Source organism: Corynebacterium sp. HMSC036D02 (assembly GCF_001836165.1).
Lineage (GTDB): Bacteria > Actinomycetota > Actinomycetes > Mycobacteriales > Mycobacteriaceae > Corynebacterium.
In genome coordinates this window covers 1-15,226 of sequence record NZ_KV827674.1, presented here as the reverse complement: position 1 = coordinate 15,226, position 15,226 = coordinate 1, and the positions used below count along the sequence as shown (strand labels likewise).

At 59.9% G+C, this 15,226-nt stretch carries 13 protein-coding genes; 10 read left to right on the top strand and 3 right to left on the bottom strand.

The annotated features are described in order from the left end of the window. From HMPREF2743_RS04790 to HMPREF2743_RS04745, 10 genes are all read left to right on the top strand, one after another. Window positions 1-5,196, top strand: a complete 5,196-nt coding sequence (locus HMPREF2743_RS04790; RefSeq protein ID WP_070818275.1) for a hypothetical protein — start codon at window positions 1-3, stop codon at window positions 5,194-5,196. Continuing rightward, a complete protein-coding gene (locus HMPREF2743_RS04785; protein WP_070818274.1) occupies window positions 5,196-6,005 on the top strand; it encodes a hypothetical protein in 810 nt (269 codons plus the stop codon). Before HMPREF2743_RS04790 ends, HMPREF2743_RS04785 begins: the two co-directional genes overlap by 1 nt. A 4-nt stretch (window positions 6,006-6,009) precedes the next feature. Further along, entirely contained in the window at window positions 6,010-7,644 is a 1,635-nt protein-coding gene (locus tag HMPREF2743_RS04780; RefSeq protein ID WP_070818273.1) for a Gp37-like protein, read from the top strand. A gap of 2 nt (window positions 7,645-7,646) precedes the next feature. Then, window positions 7,647-8,240 (top strand): hypothetical protein, encoded by a 594-nt coding sequence (locus tag HMPREF2743_RS04775; protein ID WP_070497610.1) that lies wholly within the window; start codon window positions 7,647-7,649, stop codon window positions 8,238-8,240. Next, a complete protein-coding gene (locus HMPREF2743_RS04770; protein ID WP_070818272.1) occupies window positions 8,230-8,814 on the top strand; it encodes a hypothetical protein in 585 nt (194 codons plus the stop codon). The genes HMPREF2743_RS04775 and HMPREF2743_RS04770 overlap by 11 nt, the downstream gene beginning before the upstream one ends. Window positions 8,815-8,839: 25 nt before the next feature. After that, window positions 8,840-10,666: a polysaccharide deacetylase family protein gene (locus HMPREF2743_RS04765; RefSeq protein WP_070818271.1), complete on the top strand. Its 1,827-nt coding sequence runs from the start codon at window positions 8,840-8,842 to the stop codon at window positions 10,664-10,666. Between the two features lie 65 nt (window positions 10,667-10,731). Next, a complete protein-coding gene (locus HMPREF2743_RS04760) occupies window positions 10,732-12,177 on the top strand; it encodes a peptidoglycan DD-metalloendopeptidase family protein (RefSeq protein ID WP_083321604.1) in 1,446 nt (481 codons plus the stop codon). Then, complete coding sequence (locus HMPREF2743_RS04755) at window positions 12,174-12,533, top strand: hypothetical protein (RefSeq protein ID WP_070818270.1); 360 nt, start codon at window positions 12,174-12,176, stop codon at window positions 12,531-12,533. The genes HMPREF2743_RS04760 and HMPREF2743_RS04755 overlap by 4 nt, the downstream gene beginning before the upstream one ends. A gap of 4 nt (window positions 12,534-12,537) precedes the next feature. Continuing rightward, entirely contained in the window at window positions 12,538-12,948 is a 411-nt protein-coding gene (locus HMPREF2743_RS04750) for a hypothetical protein (protein WP_070818269.1), read from the top strand. Then, a complete protein-coding gene (locus tag HMPREF2743_RS04745; protein WP_070818268.1) occupies window positions 12,938-13,360 on the top strand; it encodes a hypothetical protein in 423 nt (140 codons plus the stop codon). The genes HMPREF2743_RS04750 and HMPREF2743_RS04745 overlap by 11 nt, the downstream gene beginning before the upstream one ends. Before the next feature lie 64 nt (window positions 13,361-13,424). Here HMPREF2743_RS04745 and HMPREF2743_RS04740 read toward each other — a convergent pair whose 3' ends face one another. From HMPREF2743_RS04740 to HMPREF2743_RS04730, 3 genes are all read right to left on the bottom strand, one after another. Beyond that, a complete protein-coding gene (locus tag HMPREF2743_RS04740) occupies window positions 13,425-14,114 on the bottom strand; it encodes a MucR family transcriptional regulator (RefSeq protein ID WP_070743379.1) in 690 nt (229 codons plus the stop codon). Further along, the gene (locus HMPREF2743_RS04735) at window positions 14,114-14,506 is read right to left on the bottom strand and encodes a hypothetical protein (protein WP_070818267.1); all 393 of its coding nucleotides are present in this window, start codon (window positions 14,504-14,506) and stop codon (window positions 14,114-14,116) included. The genes HMPREF2743_RS04740 and HMPREF2743_RS04735 overlap by 1 nt, the downstream gene beginning before the upstream one ends. An 87-nt stretch (window positions 14,507-14,593) precedes the next feature. Further along, window positions 14,594-14,776 carry a hypothetical protein gene (locus HMPREF2743_RS04730; protein ID WP_070743385.1) on the bottom strand — a complete coding sequence of 61 codons (183 nt, stop codon included), beginning with the start codon at window positions 14,774-14,776 and terminating at the stop codon, window positions 14,594-14,596. Window positions 14,777-15,226: the final 450 nt, after the last annotated feature.

Genomic DNA, 15,226 nt, shown 5'->3' with positions numbered 1-15,226 from the left:
ATGTCCGATGCCGTGTGGGTACCAGTCAATGCTGAGATGAAGGGGTTCATCGGCACGCTGGTTAAGGAGGCGTCGGGCGCGGCGAAAAAGGGCGGCGAGATTGTCGAGAAGGAGTTCGCCGCCAGTGGTAAGCGCGCCGGTGAGTCCATGGCTAGTGGGCTGCAGGCGTCTGCGGCGAAAGTCTCCCAAGTCTCCACTAAGCTCGCGACGGCGCGTAAGGCTGAGGCCCAGGCGGCGTCAGACGTCGGTGTTGCGGAAGCGAAGCTGGAGAATCTGCGTAATTCCGGCAATGCTAAGGCTTCGGAGTTGGCGCGGGCGGAGCAGCAGCTCGAGACCGCGAAGAATAAGCAGTCTGACGCCGCTGTCCGCGTGGCTCGTGAGGAGAAGAACCTCGAGGCTGCGCGTAATGGCGGGGAGACGAAGTCTCTCGCATTGTCTCGGGCCGAGGACCAGCTGGCGAATGCCCGCACGTCGCAGCAGACCGCGTCGGCGAAGATTCGCACCGCTGAGGTTGAGCTGGATGAGGCTCGGGCTAAAGCGAAGGCTAAGTCTGATGCACTCAGGGATGCCGAGGGCAACCTCATGGGTACCCGTCGACTCTACGGCGAGAACTCGAAGCAGGCAGCAGCTGCGGAGAAGGAATTCAACGCGGCGCAAAAGCAGTCCGCTACGGCTAATAATCAGGTTGCTACTGCTGAGGGAAAGGTGAAGCGCGCTCGTGCAGAATCGCAGAGCGCTGCAGATACCTTGAAGGCTAAAGAGCTGGGTCTGAAGGCCGTGCAGGAGGATTTGGCGCGGTCTTCTGAAGATGCTGCAGCTAAGACCGACAAGATGGGGGATTCTTTCAAGGGGGCGGCTGGAAAGGCCGCTGACTTCGCCGGTAAGTACAAGGTCCATGCTGCCGCAGCTTTGGGTGGTATTGGGCTTATAGCGAAGGAATCAATTGATTACGCTTCGGAAGCCGAGCAGTCGTATGGTGCCGTTGAGTCCATCTTTGGGGACCATGCTCAGGGAATTATCTCCGCGTCTAAGGGTGCGGCTGAGGCGGTCGGCCTGTCCGGGCGCGAGTATCGCGAATTGACGTCGTCGACGGGCGCGATGCTGAAAAACATGGGCATGCCCATGGATGAGGTGGCGGACAAGTCTCAGAACCTTGTGGGTGTGGCTGCCGACTTGGCGGCTACTTTCGGCGGGTCGACGAAGGATGCCATTGAATCCGTCAACGCGCTTATGCGTGGTGAGGCTGACCCCATCGAGAAATATGGTGTGTCGATTAAGCAGTCTGACATCAATGCCCGTATGGCTGCTAAGGGCCTGGATAAGCTGACTGGTGAGGCAGCGAAGCAGGCGCAGGCGCAAACGCTGCTGGAGATGCTGACGGAGCAAACGTCGTCGGCTCAGGGCCAGTTTGCTCGCGAGACTGATACCGCTGCGCATAAGCAGCAGGTGGCGACTGCAAAGCTGAATGATGCGAAGGAAGCTATCGGTACGGGCCTGCTGCCGATGTTCGCGTTAGCGGCTGAGAAGGCGGCACAGTTCGCCGGGGTGGTCGGTAAGCACCCGAAGGTGTTTATTGCTTTGGGTGCGGCTATCGGCATCGTTGCGGGTGCGATTGTGACATTGGCAGCGGTCGCCCCGATTTTTACCGCGATTAGTGGTGCCGCTGCCGCTGCGAAGATGTCCATGTGGGGATATGTCGCTGCGCAGGCTGCAGCGATCGCCCCAATTCTTGCAGTGGTCGCCGCGGTGGCTGCGGTTGGTGTGGCACTGTGGGCGTTTTTCACGAAGACGGAGACGGGCCGCAAGATGTGGTCTGCCTTTACCGATGCGCTGGCTGCGGGCTGGGATTGGGTAGTCGAAAAGTTCAAGGCAGGCCTTGATTGGGTTCAGTCCACGTTCGGCCCGGTGTTTTCCCAGATTAGTGAGACTGTTTCCAGCGCGTGGGATGCCACGGTAGAGAAGGTCACCGGGGCGGTTGACCGCGTTAAGGAGATTGTTTCCGGGGCGCTCGACTTTTGGAAGTCTGGTGACACGACTGACTACGCCCAGGCATTGGGCATGAACCCGGACTCTCCCGTCTTCACGTTTCTGCAGCTCTTCCGCGTCAAACTCATCGCGCTGAAGGACTTCGCCATTGTGGCGTGGGACTTTATGAAGGCCAAGTGGGGCGAGTTCACGGTAGGCTTCGGCCAGTTCTATCAGACCTGGATCGCCCCTGTCGTGTCCGTCATGGGCACGGTGTTCCAGGTGCTGGGCACCGTGGTGATGGGTGCGCTACAGGGCATCTGGACGGGGATGCAGTTCGTCGGCAGTGTCATCTCCACAGTGTGGTCCTCGGTGATTCAGCCAACGCTGTCTGTCTTTATGTCGGCGGTGCAGGCCGTGGGCTCGTTTGTCGCCCCAATCTTCATGGCCATCATTGGCGGCGCGTTCCGCACCATGGGCACGCTCATCTCCAGCATCTGGAGCGGAGTCATTAAGCCCGCATGGGATTTCTTCCGCAACGCTGCTGGTCTTTTGGCGGACGTGTTGACGGGTAATTTCTCGAACATCGGGAATCGTTTCTCGTCGATGGGTGACGCCATTTCCAACGTGGTGCGCGGCACTATTAACACGGCGATGAACCTCTTCAAGTCCATTTTTGAGGCAGCGAAGGGAGTGGCTGCAGCATTCGCCCAGTCCATCGGCAACATGGTCAACTCCGTCCGCGGCAAGATTGGCGAGATGATGGGCGTGCTCGGCCAGATTCCGAGCAAGATTCAGGGTGTCTTCGCCTCCGCTGGTACGTGGCTGGTGAATGCCGGCAAGAACATCATCAACGGCCTGATTAATGGCATTAAGTCCATGTTTGGTCAGGTCGGCAATGCCATTGGTTCGATTATGCCGGACAAGATTCGCGGCATGCTCGGCTTCATGGACGGCGGTGTCGTCATGGCTGAGGGTGGAATCACCCGCGCCTACATTGACGGCGGCATCGACAAACTTGAGCGTTACGCTAACGGTGGCGCTCGTGAGGACCACCGGGCGCAAATCGCTAAGGGTGGTGAGTGGCGTGTGTGGGCTGAGCCGGAAACCGGTGGTGAGTCCTACATCCCACTAGCCAAGTCGAAGCGCAAGCGCTCCACCCAGATTCTTGCCAAGACGGCTGATATTTTCGGCTTGTCTGTCGTGGACAAGAAGGGGCAGCTTATACAGCCCGGCTCCGCTTCACAGGTAGCCCCCGCACGAGCCCAGTACTTCGCCGAGGGTGGTATCACCTCTAAGGATTTGCGGGCCTTTGCAGAAGGCGCTCGAGTCAATGGCTATCAGGCGTCGCGCTCTCTTGAGGGCGCGCCGTACGTGTTTGGCGGGTCGAACTGGGGCGATTGCTCCGGCACCGCGTCGGCTTTCGCCGCGCTCGCCAGCGGCCTGAACCCGTTCCCGCGTAAATTCTTCACAGGTGATGAAGCTGCGTGGCTGTCCTCACATGGATTCCACCGAGGGCGCGGTAAGCAGGGTGACCTGCGAATCGGCTTTAAGAATGGTGGCCCGGCTGGTGGGCATACTGCTTCGACGCTGCCCGACGGCACGAACGTGGAGATGGGCGGAGCTCGTGGCAACGGTCAGATTGGTGGTCGTGCTGCTGGCGCGTGGGACTCGTACTTTAACGAGTTCTTCTATAAGACCATTCAGCCGCCGAAGCCGCCGAAGATGAATACCATTCTCGCCCAGAATGAGCTGCCGGACGGCACAAGCATGACCCTTGACGGCGTTCCCGTCACGGTGAGTGCAGATGAGACCACTGGTAGCACTGGTGAGAGTACGGTCACGGTCGCGTTGTCCCCGGAGGATGCGGCCAAGGCTACCGCGGCGAAGGGCCTGGGCGACCAGTCCATTTTGGACTTCGCGGTAGACGGCATCTTCGACATGCTGGGCATGAAGGATTCTGTCCTGAAGAAACTGCTGACCACCAAGGGCAATGATCTCCTACCGAGCGGGGACAGTATTGTCACCACCCGTGAGGTTCGGGACCAGGCGCGCACTAGCGTGGCGGCGAAGAACGCCCAGTCGATTGAGAACGATGCGCTTAAGAACGCGGCGCCGTCGACGATTGCTAAGGATGCTCAGCTGCGGATTGAGCCGGAGAAGAAGGCTAAGACTGCGGAGTGGGGTCAGTCGTTCTTTGCGAGTGAGATTGCTGAGGCGGCTAAGCGTCTTGGTGTGGGTGCTAAGGGCGCGAAGATTGGTGTGGCTACGGCGCTTGTTGAGTCGGGTAATCCGATGAAGATGTGGGCGAACAAGGCGGTGCCGGAATCGCTCAAGTATCGTCACGATGCTGTTGGCTCCGACTACGACAGCGTTGGTTTGTTCCAGCAGCGTAACAACGGCGCTTGGGGCGAAGTGTGGCAGCGCATGGACCCGTACGAGAGTGCGGCCATGTTCTTCCGTCAGCTGCACACCTTCGAGTGGCAGGACATGGAGCCGGGTGCTGCGGCGCAGAAGGTTCAGGTCTCCGCTTTCCCGGGCCGCTACGCGCAGCAGATGGGCCTTGCCGAGGAGTTGGTCAACAAGACCGGCGTGTTCGGCGGCGGCGGTTCTGCAGCTAAGCCGGAGGTTCAGCTGAAGGGTGCGTTCCAGGAGTTCTCATTCGCGTGGGATGGTGCCGACGGTGGCATGGTGGATACCTCCCTGCTTTTGCGTAGTGAGGATGCCGCTAAGGCGACCCTCAACCTGGTTGAGGAGCGCGGAAAAGCGAAGACCGGTGTCGCGGCTAAGAATGCTTCGCCGGTGGCCTCCTACAAGCATCTGATGACGACCGGTGACTACGACGGGCGTATGGCCCAGATCGGCATTCATGAGGATGATGACCTCGTCGGGGCTGTCATTGATGCCCGCCGCGCTGGCGCCGTCTTCGACAGCGGTGGCCTCGGCTACGGCAAAGGGCTACTGCCGAAGGACGTTATAGAGCCTGAGCGTGTACTGTCGCCGCACCAGACTCGCACTTTCGATGACCTTGTGTACAAGGAGTTGCCGAAGAAGCGCGAGGATGGCGGCGCTGGCACGACGGTGGTTATCAACCTCGACGGTCAGGAAGTCCTGCGCCAGCGCGTAGACAAGGTTGAGGGCGAGCTCAACATCAACACAGAGGAACTGGGAAGGCTGCGGCGCCGCACGAGCGTGGCCGTGGCTGGCACGACTAGGGGAGGTGCAATGTAATGGAATTCTTCGACCCGCGGTCCATCTACCGCGACCCGATAACGATTACCCTGGTCGCCCCCTCTGGTGACCAGTTTCGGATTGCTGACCCGCATCAGCGTGGGCAGCAGTCCGTGCTTCTCCTGGCGGAGGGCTTCGACGGTGGTGAGGGAAAGGTGGATCATACGACCCGTGAGACGGTGACGCGCTACGGTGTGCGCCGCACCGGGTTCAAGGTCCCGCCGATTTCCGGCAGTCTAAAGGTTCTCGTTACTGATGATGCTGAAGATTTGTCTGTGGCGTTTCGTCGGTGGCGTGCGGCGTGGTCTTATACGACTCCGGGGAAGTTGAAGGTGGAGTGGCGTGATGGGCATACCTCGGAGATTGAGGTGGTGCTCGCGGACGCTGCTCCTTTGCCTTCTTCTTTCGTGGGGTTGCATGTTATGGAGGACCAGATTAAGTGGGAGAACTTTTCTGGCGTCTGGACTGGGGGTGTTAGGACATACGCCGGTAACGTCACTGTGACGACTCCCGGCGACTTGCCCCCGAAACTCCGGCTGAAATGGGACGGTCGCTCAACCAGATTCACCTTGCCGAGCGGTCTTTCCGTGAGTTTGGGTAGTGGCCCGGGCACTCGGTGGATTGATTTGGAGCGCGGCATGCAAGGCCAAGTCACCGACGAGGACGGCAACGTCGACACCGGAACCTGGTCATCGCTGCGTGGCGTGCTCGTGGGGGAGACGCTGCAGCCACACACAAAGAATAGTTTCCAGTTGGGCGCGGGACTGACCCTAGAGGTCACCCCGCGCTTTCTTAGCCCGTGGAGGTGACCCTGTGGTTAATTGGCAGCAGCACAAGGCAACCCGTGAGGCCGTCATGCGGGTCCATGGCCAGTACGTCGGCCTGTACGACAAAAACTGGGAGCCAGTCTTAGACATTGAGGACTGGGTAGACGCTGAGTGGGGCGGCACTTTCGCCGACGTGGGCAACATGTCCATGACGCTGCCGGGTGAGATTTCGCCCGGCGTGGTCAACCCCGTGGTGGACTACCTACTGCGCGATGACCTCCGCCGCTTAGACGAGGGTGGCCGGTTGGATGCCCTCATCCACGGCGCTGTGCATGTCGTGGTGGAGCGGCCCGGGCTGCGCCGCCGCTGCTACCGTATCCTTGAGACTAATCCGCGTGGTGGCGACCCGCAGGGTAACCCCGCCGAGGTGGAATTGTCCGGCGTGGACTCGATGGAGCACCTAAAGCACTTGCCGCTGTGGGCGGACCCGGCGAACCGCTCGAAGGTGGTGCAGCTGCAGTGGGAGGACAGGCAGGACGGCAGTGCCGAGAAGGTTAGCCGTAAGCTCATTGGCCGTAACCTCATCGGCTATCAGCAGCCGTCGCTGCTGGACAACATGTTTTCATGGACTGATAGCTACACGTCACCTAGCCAGTGGCGTGGATTCAATCCGTCGATGCATCCGGTGATTTGCTCTCCGGTCATGTCGGGCACCCGGTCCGAGTGGTGCATCGTCTCTGCCAGGTGGGATAACGCCTGGGACCTACTCAAAGCGACGTGGGCGGCGGCGGGTGTGCAGCCTTTCGCGTGGCTCTGGTTGCCGGGCGACCCGCAGCCTTTCCCGTCCTACACGACGCTGTCGTTGCCGACGACGATTATTGACTTCGCCCCCAGGGCCACAGTCACTGGCGCCGCCGGTATCGTCGGGCAGGCTTTCCGGCAGTTGAAGCGCACGATTAGTAGCGATGATTTCATCACCTCGACGACGGAGTTTGCGGATGTGGATGTCCGCAATGCGGACGGGCGTAAGCCGTGGGTGGTGTACACCCTGATGTGTGCGCCGAGCGTGAAAATACGCAAGTCCACAGACCACCGCTTCCTCGTGGGTGGTAAATCCCCGGACATTGTGAACAAGGCCGCAAATATTGGTGTGAAGACACTGGTGGCTGCGATGGTGGCGGGTATCCCCGGGATTGGCCCGGTTATTGCTGAGGCGATTAAGGGTGGTGGGGAGCTGCTCGCTGAGCTGTCCGCAGACCGCTTGTTTGTCCTCAACGAGTACGTAGACAAGAACCGCCAATTCCACTACGGGCGCTCACGTTTCACCGCGATATCCAAGCCGGGCGAGGCCAACACAGTCGACTCTTTGCAGAAAGCATGGCAGGCGAAGCAGGAGACCGAGGGCGGCATTAGCGCTGAGTTCTCCATTGACTCGCCTGACCCGTACCTACCAGGCCGCGACTTCGACCTAGGCGACACCATTGGTGTCACCGCGTGGGGCGTCGTCTGGGCCGCTTACGTCAGTGGGTTGACGTGGACCTCGAAACCAGGGCAGGAAGTTGGCTGGACATTGCGTATCGGTGACTACGCCTCGCTCGCATCACCTGGCGAGCTGTACCAGGCCAACAAAGAAAACATTCGTGCTGTCATTGGTCGTCTGGCTGTGACTAAGGGAGGATAATCATGGATTACCGCTACATTGTGCCCACAGAGGTACCAGAGTCGGAGCACCCGTACGCTGGATTGTTCCTCGGCATCGTTCCAGAAGGCTACGAAACACGGGCCGCACGCCACATCTTCGATGAGCTTGGTGCTCGCTTCGAGGTGGGGGAGCCGGATACCATCACCCTTAGCTGGGCGGTGGATTTCGATACCGATAGTGACCGCACCCGCGCCAACGTTGGGGACATCATGGACATGGTGGTTCCTGGTGCTGATAGGCGTGGTGTGCGCATCGTGGAGGGCGCCCTCCCGCCTGGTATCCGGCTGGAGCGCCACACCGGCAAACTCGTCGGAGTGTTCTCCCGCCCTGGCTTGTATGACGTGACCCTCACGCTTGGCCCGGCGGTGAAGCTTGACCCGCTCGGCGGGTCTGGCACACCGGGTGAGCAGGTGGCGTGGATACCCATAGGGCAGCAGCGTGCGCGGGCTGAGTCATCGACCCCCGCGCCTAAGACTCTGGCTGACCTTACCGCCCTTGAGCTTTCCCAGCTCGCTGCTGAGGCGATGCGTCTAGAGCGCTTGAAGGCGATGGAGGAGCTAGACAATGGGTATTAGGCCAAAGTCTGGAAGCCCGACTGAGGGCAAATACCGCATCGACGGCTCCCACATCGCTAACGGTCTTGTAGAAGACTCACGGCACACCGGCGAGCAAGCAGGGCAAGCCATCGTGGAGATTTCAGCGCAAGCAGATTCCGCGAACAAAGGAACTGCTGAGCTTGCCAAGCGAGTGACTGCCCTTGAGAAGCGGAACACTGTCACCAAAGATGCCCAGGGCAGGATACAAACCGCCGACCCCGCTGCTGATGGGGACGCCGCTACTAAACGCTACGTCGATGAGACAGCTAAGAAGCAATCAAACAGCGCTGTCCTCACATCTGGGGAGAAGACGGGTTCATGGGCGCCGTGGAATAAAACCACGTGCCCGCCATGGCTCACCATCGGATCCAGCTCGCTCATCATTCCGGAGGGGCGTTGGCGAATCGAAGTGCTTAAAGGCCAAGTTGTCATCTACGAGAACGGGGCACTGAAAGACCGAGCTCCTGCCGGGTGGGATGGGGTGATTCTTGGTTCCTCCCAGGTCTATGACGGAACCGGAAACGCCACCCTCATCGTGACCAAGCTATACTAGTACGCCCCCTACAAAGGAGAAATCAATGGCAGTGAAGCTGAAAGGCAAACTCACCGACATTACCACTCGACCGGTGGAGGATGTCACTTCGGTGTACGTAAAGTCACCTGTTATTCGTGCAGGTGATGAAGGGGCACTGACCACTAGCCAGCCGCAAAAAGTAGCAGTTAGCACGTCCGGCGATTTCACGGTCACTACTGTGGCCGGCAAAGGCTGGCTATATGTTGAAGGCCCTGGCTGGTCTGACTCTATTCCGTTCGTCGCCGCCGAAGGAATGAAACTTTTCATCGAGGCGTGGGCGAATGCGTCTAGCTCGGGTGGCGTGTACGCCATCATTAAGGAGCTCATTGATGCGATGGGTGGCGCCACCGAGCAGGAGCTCCAGGACTTGGTTCAGCAGGCGAAGATGTATGCGGATGCTGCTTCTCGTGCTTCTGCTGCGGAGTCTGTGTGGGATAAGGGGATGATTTCCGCAAAGACGGATATTCTGTCTCTTTCGCCGGGCCGGTATGGGCTTATGTCTGCTTCTGTGGCGTCGTCGATGGGGCTGCCAGGAAATTCTGCTGGTGTGCTTGTGGTGGATTATTTGGATGGGCCGAATGGTCGTTTGTCTGGTCGTTTCTGGTGGGAGTATCAGGACTCCACGTATGGGCGTATCTGCTATTCGGCGTCATCCTATAACGGTAATTTCCGTGGTTGGCAGTCAGATACGTGGCACAAAATGCCGCTGACTACTGCGGATAGGGTTGTGGATTTGCCGCCGGGCCGCTACCCAGTCACGACGGAAGATGTAGCTAAGGCGCTGGGCTTGCCGTGGGCTGGCATGGGCTACCTAGAGATGGAATGGCTCGGCACGAGCGCATATCAGCGTGTGGACTGGTGGACGGGTGTGAATCCTACTCATCATTGGCGCATCTCTATTTACAACAAGGTTCTGGATAAGGCAGCGTGGGAGCACTTGCACGGTGCAGATGCCGGGGAGGGGAGCAATTACCAGCTGGCTGGTGCGGAAGCGGCTATCGAAGCCATGCTCACCACCCACGACCCCACTGCCTCCTATGAGTCTGACCATGCCGCCCTGGTGGGTGACTTGAAGCGCAGGGTTGGCCCCGTCAACGTAGGCGATGCTGGTGCGCTCGCGTTGGTGTTTGACCACGGAACTACAGCTTTCCGCGAGTGGGTGTGGCCGGAGCTGAAAAAGCGTAACTTGGTGGGCACGATGGCCCTATGCCCAGAAGTCCACCTGGACGATAAGGGCGACTCTCGCCACCGCGCCACCAACGACGAAATCAAATCCTGGGTGAAAGACGGTCTGGTAATCGCGGGCCACTCCGGTGACCATATGGGCGCGAAAACCACGACGGACATTTACCGCCAAATCGTCGTCTCCAAGCAGGTACTCGAAACCAAGCTGGACACTAAGGTGGATTGTTGGGTGCAGCCCGGCTACTCCCTCTCCGATGGGAACTACGGTGGCTTCGGAACAGGGCAGAGCGCCGCCGACTACACCGGCACGCTCGCAGGCCGACTACTCCAGCAAACTTACCCCGTCATCACCGGCTACGTAGGCGACGATTACCTGTACCCCATGCAGGAGCTACCAGTAGGTGTGCAGCGCACCATCATCGAGAAAAAAGACACCGTAGCCCAAGTCCGCGACTACGTACAGCAAACAGCCGACCAGGGCCTAAAGCACATTAGCTTTATCCACCCCTACGCCCTACCAGAATCGTCTGACATCTACGCCACCAAGCAGGACTACATAGATTTCCTCGACCTCGTAGCCGAGCTACGAGACGCCGGAAAGTTAAAAGTTCTCACATTGCCGCAACTTGCAATCGCAGAAAAATAACACACTAAGCCCCGTTGACCGCCAAGGCCACGGGGCTTTAATCATGTTCAAAAGGAGGGCGAAATATGGCTACTCACCCGATGAAGCAGGGCACCTATCAGGTATCTAGCGGCTACGGCCCGAGGTGGGGCACGTTCCACGCGGGACTGGATTTCGCGGCACCGATTGGCACGCCGATTTACGCGGCAGCAGATGGTGCCGTGGTGGAGGGCCGGGAGCGCTACAACGTATCCGGCTTCGGCTCGTGGATATGGCTCGACTGCCAAGACAGCGTCGGCAAGGATTTCATCTACGGGCACGTCAAGCACGACGGCATTCTGGTTAAGGCCGGTGACCGTGTACGCGCAGGCCAGCAGATTGGCGTGGTGGGCAACGAGGGCGAGTCCACTGGCCCGCACCTGCATTTCGAGGTGTGGGGGTCGCCAGGTCGCCTAGGTGGCGCTCACCAAGACCCAGCGCCCTACCTTGCTAACGCCGCGCAGCCGGGGGAGGCGCAGCCCGGCGGGGCGGTGGCTCGTCCTGTGGGGAAGCAGGGCGGCACCATCTTCGGCGTGGATGTATCTGAGCATCAGAACGGCATGAGCCTGGCGCAGGCGAATCTCGAAGGTCTCGAGTTCGCAATCATCCGCACCACGGACGGCACGTATAAGGATCGTTGTTACCGGTCGCACCTTGAGGATGCGGAGGGCGCTGGCATGCTCACCGCCGCGTATCACTACCTCCGTAACCCGTCGGAGGGTACGACGATTCAGCAGCAGGTGCAGGCCTCCCTGGAGGTCATGGGCGATGCGAAGCGCCCGATGTGGATTGATGTGGAGACCAACGCGGGCCTTCATGTTGACCACATCCGCCAGTGCAAGGCTGAGTTTGAGCGCCGGGGCGTGCGCGTTATCGGCGTGTATTCCTATGTGCCCTACTGGGAGGGGCGCATTAGCCCGAGTGAGCCGGACAGCCACGAGTTCGGCGCGTTCTGGGTCGCAGCCTACGGCGCCAACCCGAGGGGCAAGCCCCGTGAGATTTACCCAGGCGACCACCACCGCCAATGGGACTACCCGCTGGGTAACCAGAAGCCCGCGCTCTGGCAGTTCGGCAGCAACGCCCTTGTGGCCGGTCATGCGGTGGACATCAACGCCTACCGGGGCACGCGGGCAGAGCTGGAAGCACTATTCACAGGAAAACAAGAGCAGGAGCTAAGCATGGCCGACATACAAAGAATCCTCGACCACATCGACCGCAAAACTGAGGAGACCAAGCGCTACGTCGATATCCGTATCACCGACCCTATTGGCTCGGATGTGAAGGATATTCGGCAGCAGCTGACCGGCGGGCGCGACAAGATTGTCCGCGAGGACGGCACCGTAGATATTGAGGCCTCGTACCCCGGCTGGAAGCACCTAGGAGTAAACGAGAAGGGCAAGGGGATTACCCCCGTTGACGCGCTGGCCCTCATGATCCAGATTCTTGTCCGTATTGAGCGCAAGCTCGACCAGCTCCTAGGAGGCAAGCGATGACACGACCGTCCCCGATGCTCACCGAGGTGGGCGAGTATGTGGCTGGCGCGGTGGCTGCGGAGCTTGTGGCCCAGCCATGGTGGCTGCGGCGCAAGGCGACCATCATGCTGGTGCTGCAAGCCCTGGCGTGGTTGGCAGGTATCCTCCCCGTCGTGCTGTCCGACTCCCCGGAGTGGTTTATCTTCGTCGCCGGTGGTGTCGGCTTCATACTCACCACGCTTCTGAACGCCCTGACGGTAGACGGTGTGACCCCAAGCATGGCGGGCCGGTTGGCGGAGCAAGCCCAGGCCGCAGAAGCCGAGGACGCCCCGCCCACGCTGCCGGTGTACACCGGGCCAACCACAGCGGCGGAGTGACGCCATGACGCGCACCCTTAAGCTGATTATCGCCGCGCTCGCGTTCCAAGAGGCATCACGCGGCCTGGATTACCTTTTTGGAGACAGCAGGCCCGGCACCGGCGTCTTCGAGATAGACAGCATTGGCCCTGCCTTTGCCTGGGGATTGGCGTGTGTCCTCGCCGCCCTGGTCATCACCGCAGGTTTGGTGACGCGCAGGGATAACATCGTCCGCTCAGGGGCGATGCTGTCGGCAGCTATCTACATCGCCTTCGCCCTCATGGTGGTGGACAATGTGTATGCGGACGACGCGATAGATGACTGGCGGTATCTCACCCTGTACCTCAGTGCCGCGTTCATCTGGGGAGTCATTGCTTGGGCGCTCACCGTACGCATGGCAGTCGCGAAAAACCGGAAGGAGCATAGTGCAGATTGACGAAATCCTCACGTTCCTATCCGGTTCCAAGAATCCGCTCGGGTTCTTCCTCTCCATCGCTATCATCCTCGCCTTCGTGAGCGGCCTGTTCTCAAAGGCGGCGGAGAACTACGGCGGCATCATAGGTGCAGCCGGCAAGGCACTTGCCCGCCACAAGCAGGCAGCGATCGCCGCCGATGAGGCCAGCGTTGCGCGCCGCCTCGACCGGATGGAAGAGACGATTCAGAACCTGGATGAGGAAGTGGGGGAGCTACGCGCCAAGGACAAAAGCCACCACGAGTATCAGCTCTATGTAGCTGCCTACTGGCGCAAGCTCCAATTCTGGGCCGTGGAGAAGGACATTACTTTGCCACCGCCGCCGATGATGACGTACCCGGAGTGGAAGATAAGCACCTACCCCGACACCAACTAGACTTGTGAAAGTCTTTGAATTTTGCCCCTCACCCCACAGCGGGGTGGGGGTCCTTTTCTGCGTTTTATAGGTTATCCCGCTCCCACGCTTGCAGCTCCACACCAGGGGAGCGCTGCACCAGCTCACGCACATCAGACATGTGCTCCTGCCAACGGCGCACAGTCCACCGCACATTAGTATGCGAGCACCCATTCATCCGGCTAATCGCAGACCAGGATTCACCCTCCTCCCACATACGCCACCATCGTGCCGACCGCTCCCCACCTTTGTGTGACCGATAGGTGTTAATCCTGGCGCACAGCTCACTACATGTAGGCACCACCATCCGTGTCTTCATCGGGGGACGCCCACACACCACACAGGGTCGAATCCTCTTCTTCGCCCCCTTGATATTCTGCCGTGCACGCTGCGCATGGACCTCGATGTCCACGCCCCGGCGCTTGAAAGCAGACTCGTCGCGGGCGTGGGACGCGGCAGTGGGGTCACGCTTCGCCTCAAACTTCTTCCACCCCTCAGACCCCACGCGGGCTTTCGCCTTCTTCGACTGCTTAGCGCTGACCTCCGGCGACACCAAGGGAATCTTTTGGGGGATGCCGTGCTTCTCCCTGTACTCGTCAGCGGTCACCTCATGGGTAATGGCCACATGCGCCGCGAGGGACTTGTACATACGCCCACACTCGTGGCACAGGATGCGCTCATCATCTCCGTCGATGATGCCGTACCGGCCATGCCCGTCTTTGTCCCCGACGTTCATTAGCGCTGCACCATTTTGCTGATGGCCTGCTTGGACACCCCGGCGGCGCGGGCCACGCTGGCCTGGCTAGCCCCAGCAGCAATAGCAGCACGGATTGCTTTGTCACGCTCACTACGTAGGGCGTCAGCGGTGTCGGCGGCGTCCTGATAGTCGGCGGCAGCTTCTTCGAGGGTGGCGAGCTGGCGCTGTCCTAGGTCGCCGGCGTTGCGGGCGGACTTCACGGCACCGATGAGGAAGTCAGCGTCATCGTCTCTGAGCTCGTCCTCGTCAATGTCACGCTCCTCTAGCTCTTCGAGTTGGGTGATGTAGGTGCGTAGCGCGTCCTCAGCTGCGTCGGTGTCCATGTCGAGCATGTAGTGGAGAGTTTCAGCCAGATTGTTGATGGTGGTCATGGCGGTTCCTTTCTGGTTGTGGTTGGTGTTTCTTGGTGCCCGGCGGGGGAGTCGAACCCCCGCATGGTGACCGTCCGGGCTGCTGGGTTAGAGGGCGTTGGCTTCGACGATGCCCCAGAAGTCGGCATCCTCGTCGAGGTAGAAACCTTCGCCTTCGGTCTTGATGAGGGCGTCGGCGATAGTGTCCACGTCGTGCTCGTTGGCGTACTCGCCGAGTGGTTCGATGATTTCGCGCTGTACTGCTTCGTTCCAGGTGGTGTAGGTGGTCATTGTTCTTGTCCTTTTCTTTGTGCTCTCTGCCTTACACCCCTAAGTATAGTCACTACGGTTTACAAGTCAAGCGGGTTGACGTGTGTTAGTGGTCACATTTTAGGGGTGGTGACACCAATACCGTCGAGGCCCCAAAATCCCACGACAATCCCACGACATGCGCCACCGTAAACCGCTGTAAACGGCTGCAAACGACTGTATAGACGAAAACGCAGAAACCCCCTCCCACCAGCATAAACGCTAGTAGAAGGGGGTGGCGTGGAAGTGCCCCAACTGGTTTACACCCAGTAGGTCGGGGGTTCGATCCCCTCAGGCCGCACAAAATGAAACCCCTTTCCGTTAAGCCGGAGAGGGGTTTCGTCGTGCTCGGAGGGCGCCCGCGGGTGCTCTAGGGCGAAGGCCGCTTTGGTGGTCGGTGCAGGCCTAAACGACAAAACGTGTTGTTTTCCG

What these genes read in the sequence shown, in the direction of transcription:
- HMPREF2743_RS04740 (WP_070743379.1), bottom strand. Translation starts at nt 14,114, where the DNA reads ATGAACGTCGGGGACAAAGACGGGCATGGCCGGTACGGCATCATCGAC.
- HMPREF2743_RS04755 (WP_070818270.1), top strand. Translation starts at nt 12,174, where the DNA reads ATGACACGACCGTCCCCGATGCTCACCGAGGTGGGCGAGTATGTGGCT.
- HMPREF2743_RS04785 (WP_070818274.1), top strand. Translation starts at nt 5,196, where the DNA reads ATGGAATTCTTCGACCCGCGGTCCATCTACCGCGACCCGATAACGATT.
- HMPREF2743_RS04735 (WP_070818267.1), bottom strand. Translation starts at nt 14,506, where the DNA reads ATGACCACCATCAACAATCTGGCTGAAACTCTCCACTACATGCTCGAC.
- HMPREF2743_RS04750 (WP_070818269.1), top strand. Translation starts at nt 12,538, where the DNA reads ATGACGCGCACCCTTAAGCTGATTATCGCCGCGCTCGCGTTCCAAGAG.
- HMPREF2743_RS04790 (WP_070818275.1), top strand. Translation starts at nt 1, where the DNA reads ATGTCCGATGCCGTGTGGGTACCAGTCAATGCTGAGATGAAGGGGTTC.
- HMPREF2743_RS04730 (WP_070743385.1), bottom strand. Translation starts at nt 14,776, where the DNA reads ATGACCACCTACACCACCTGGAACGAAGCAGTACAGCGCGAAATCATC.
- HMPREF2743_RS04775 (WP_070497610.1), top strand. Translation starts at nt 7,647, where the DNA reads ATGGATTACCGCTACATTGTGCCCACAGAGGTACCAGAGTCGGAGCAC.
- HMPREF2743_RS04760 (WP_083321604.1), top strand. Translation starts at nt 10,732, where the DNA reads ATGGCTACTCACCCGATGAAGCAGGGCACCTATCAGGTATCTAGCGGC.
- HMPREF2743_RS04765 (WP_070818271.1), top strand. Translation starts at nt 8,840, where the DNA reads ATGGCAGTGAAGCTGAAAGGCAAACTCACCGACATTACCACTCGACCG.
- HMPREF2743_RS04770 (WP_070818272.1), top strand. Translation starts at nt 8,230, where the DNA reads ATGGGTATTAGGCCAAAGTCTGGAAGCCCGACTGAGGGCAAATACCGC.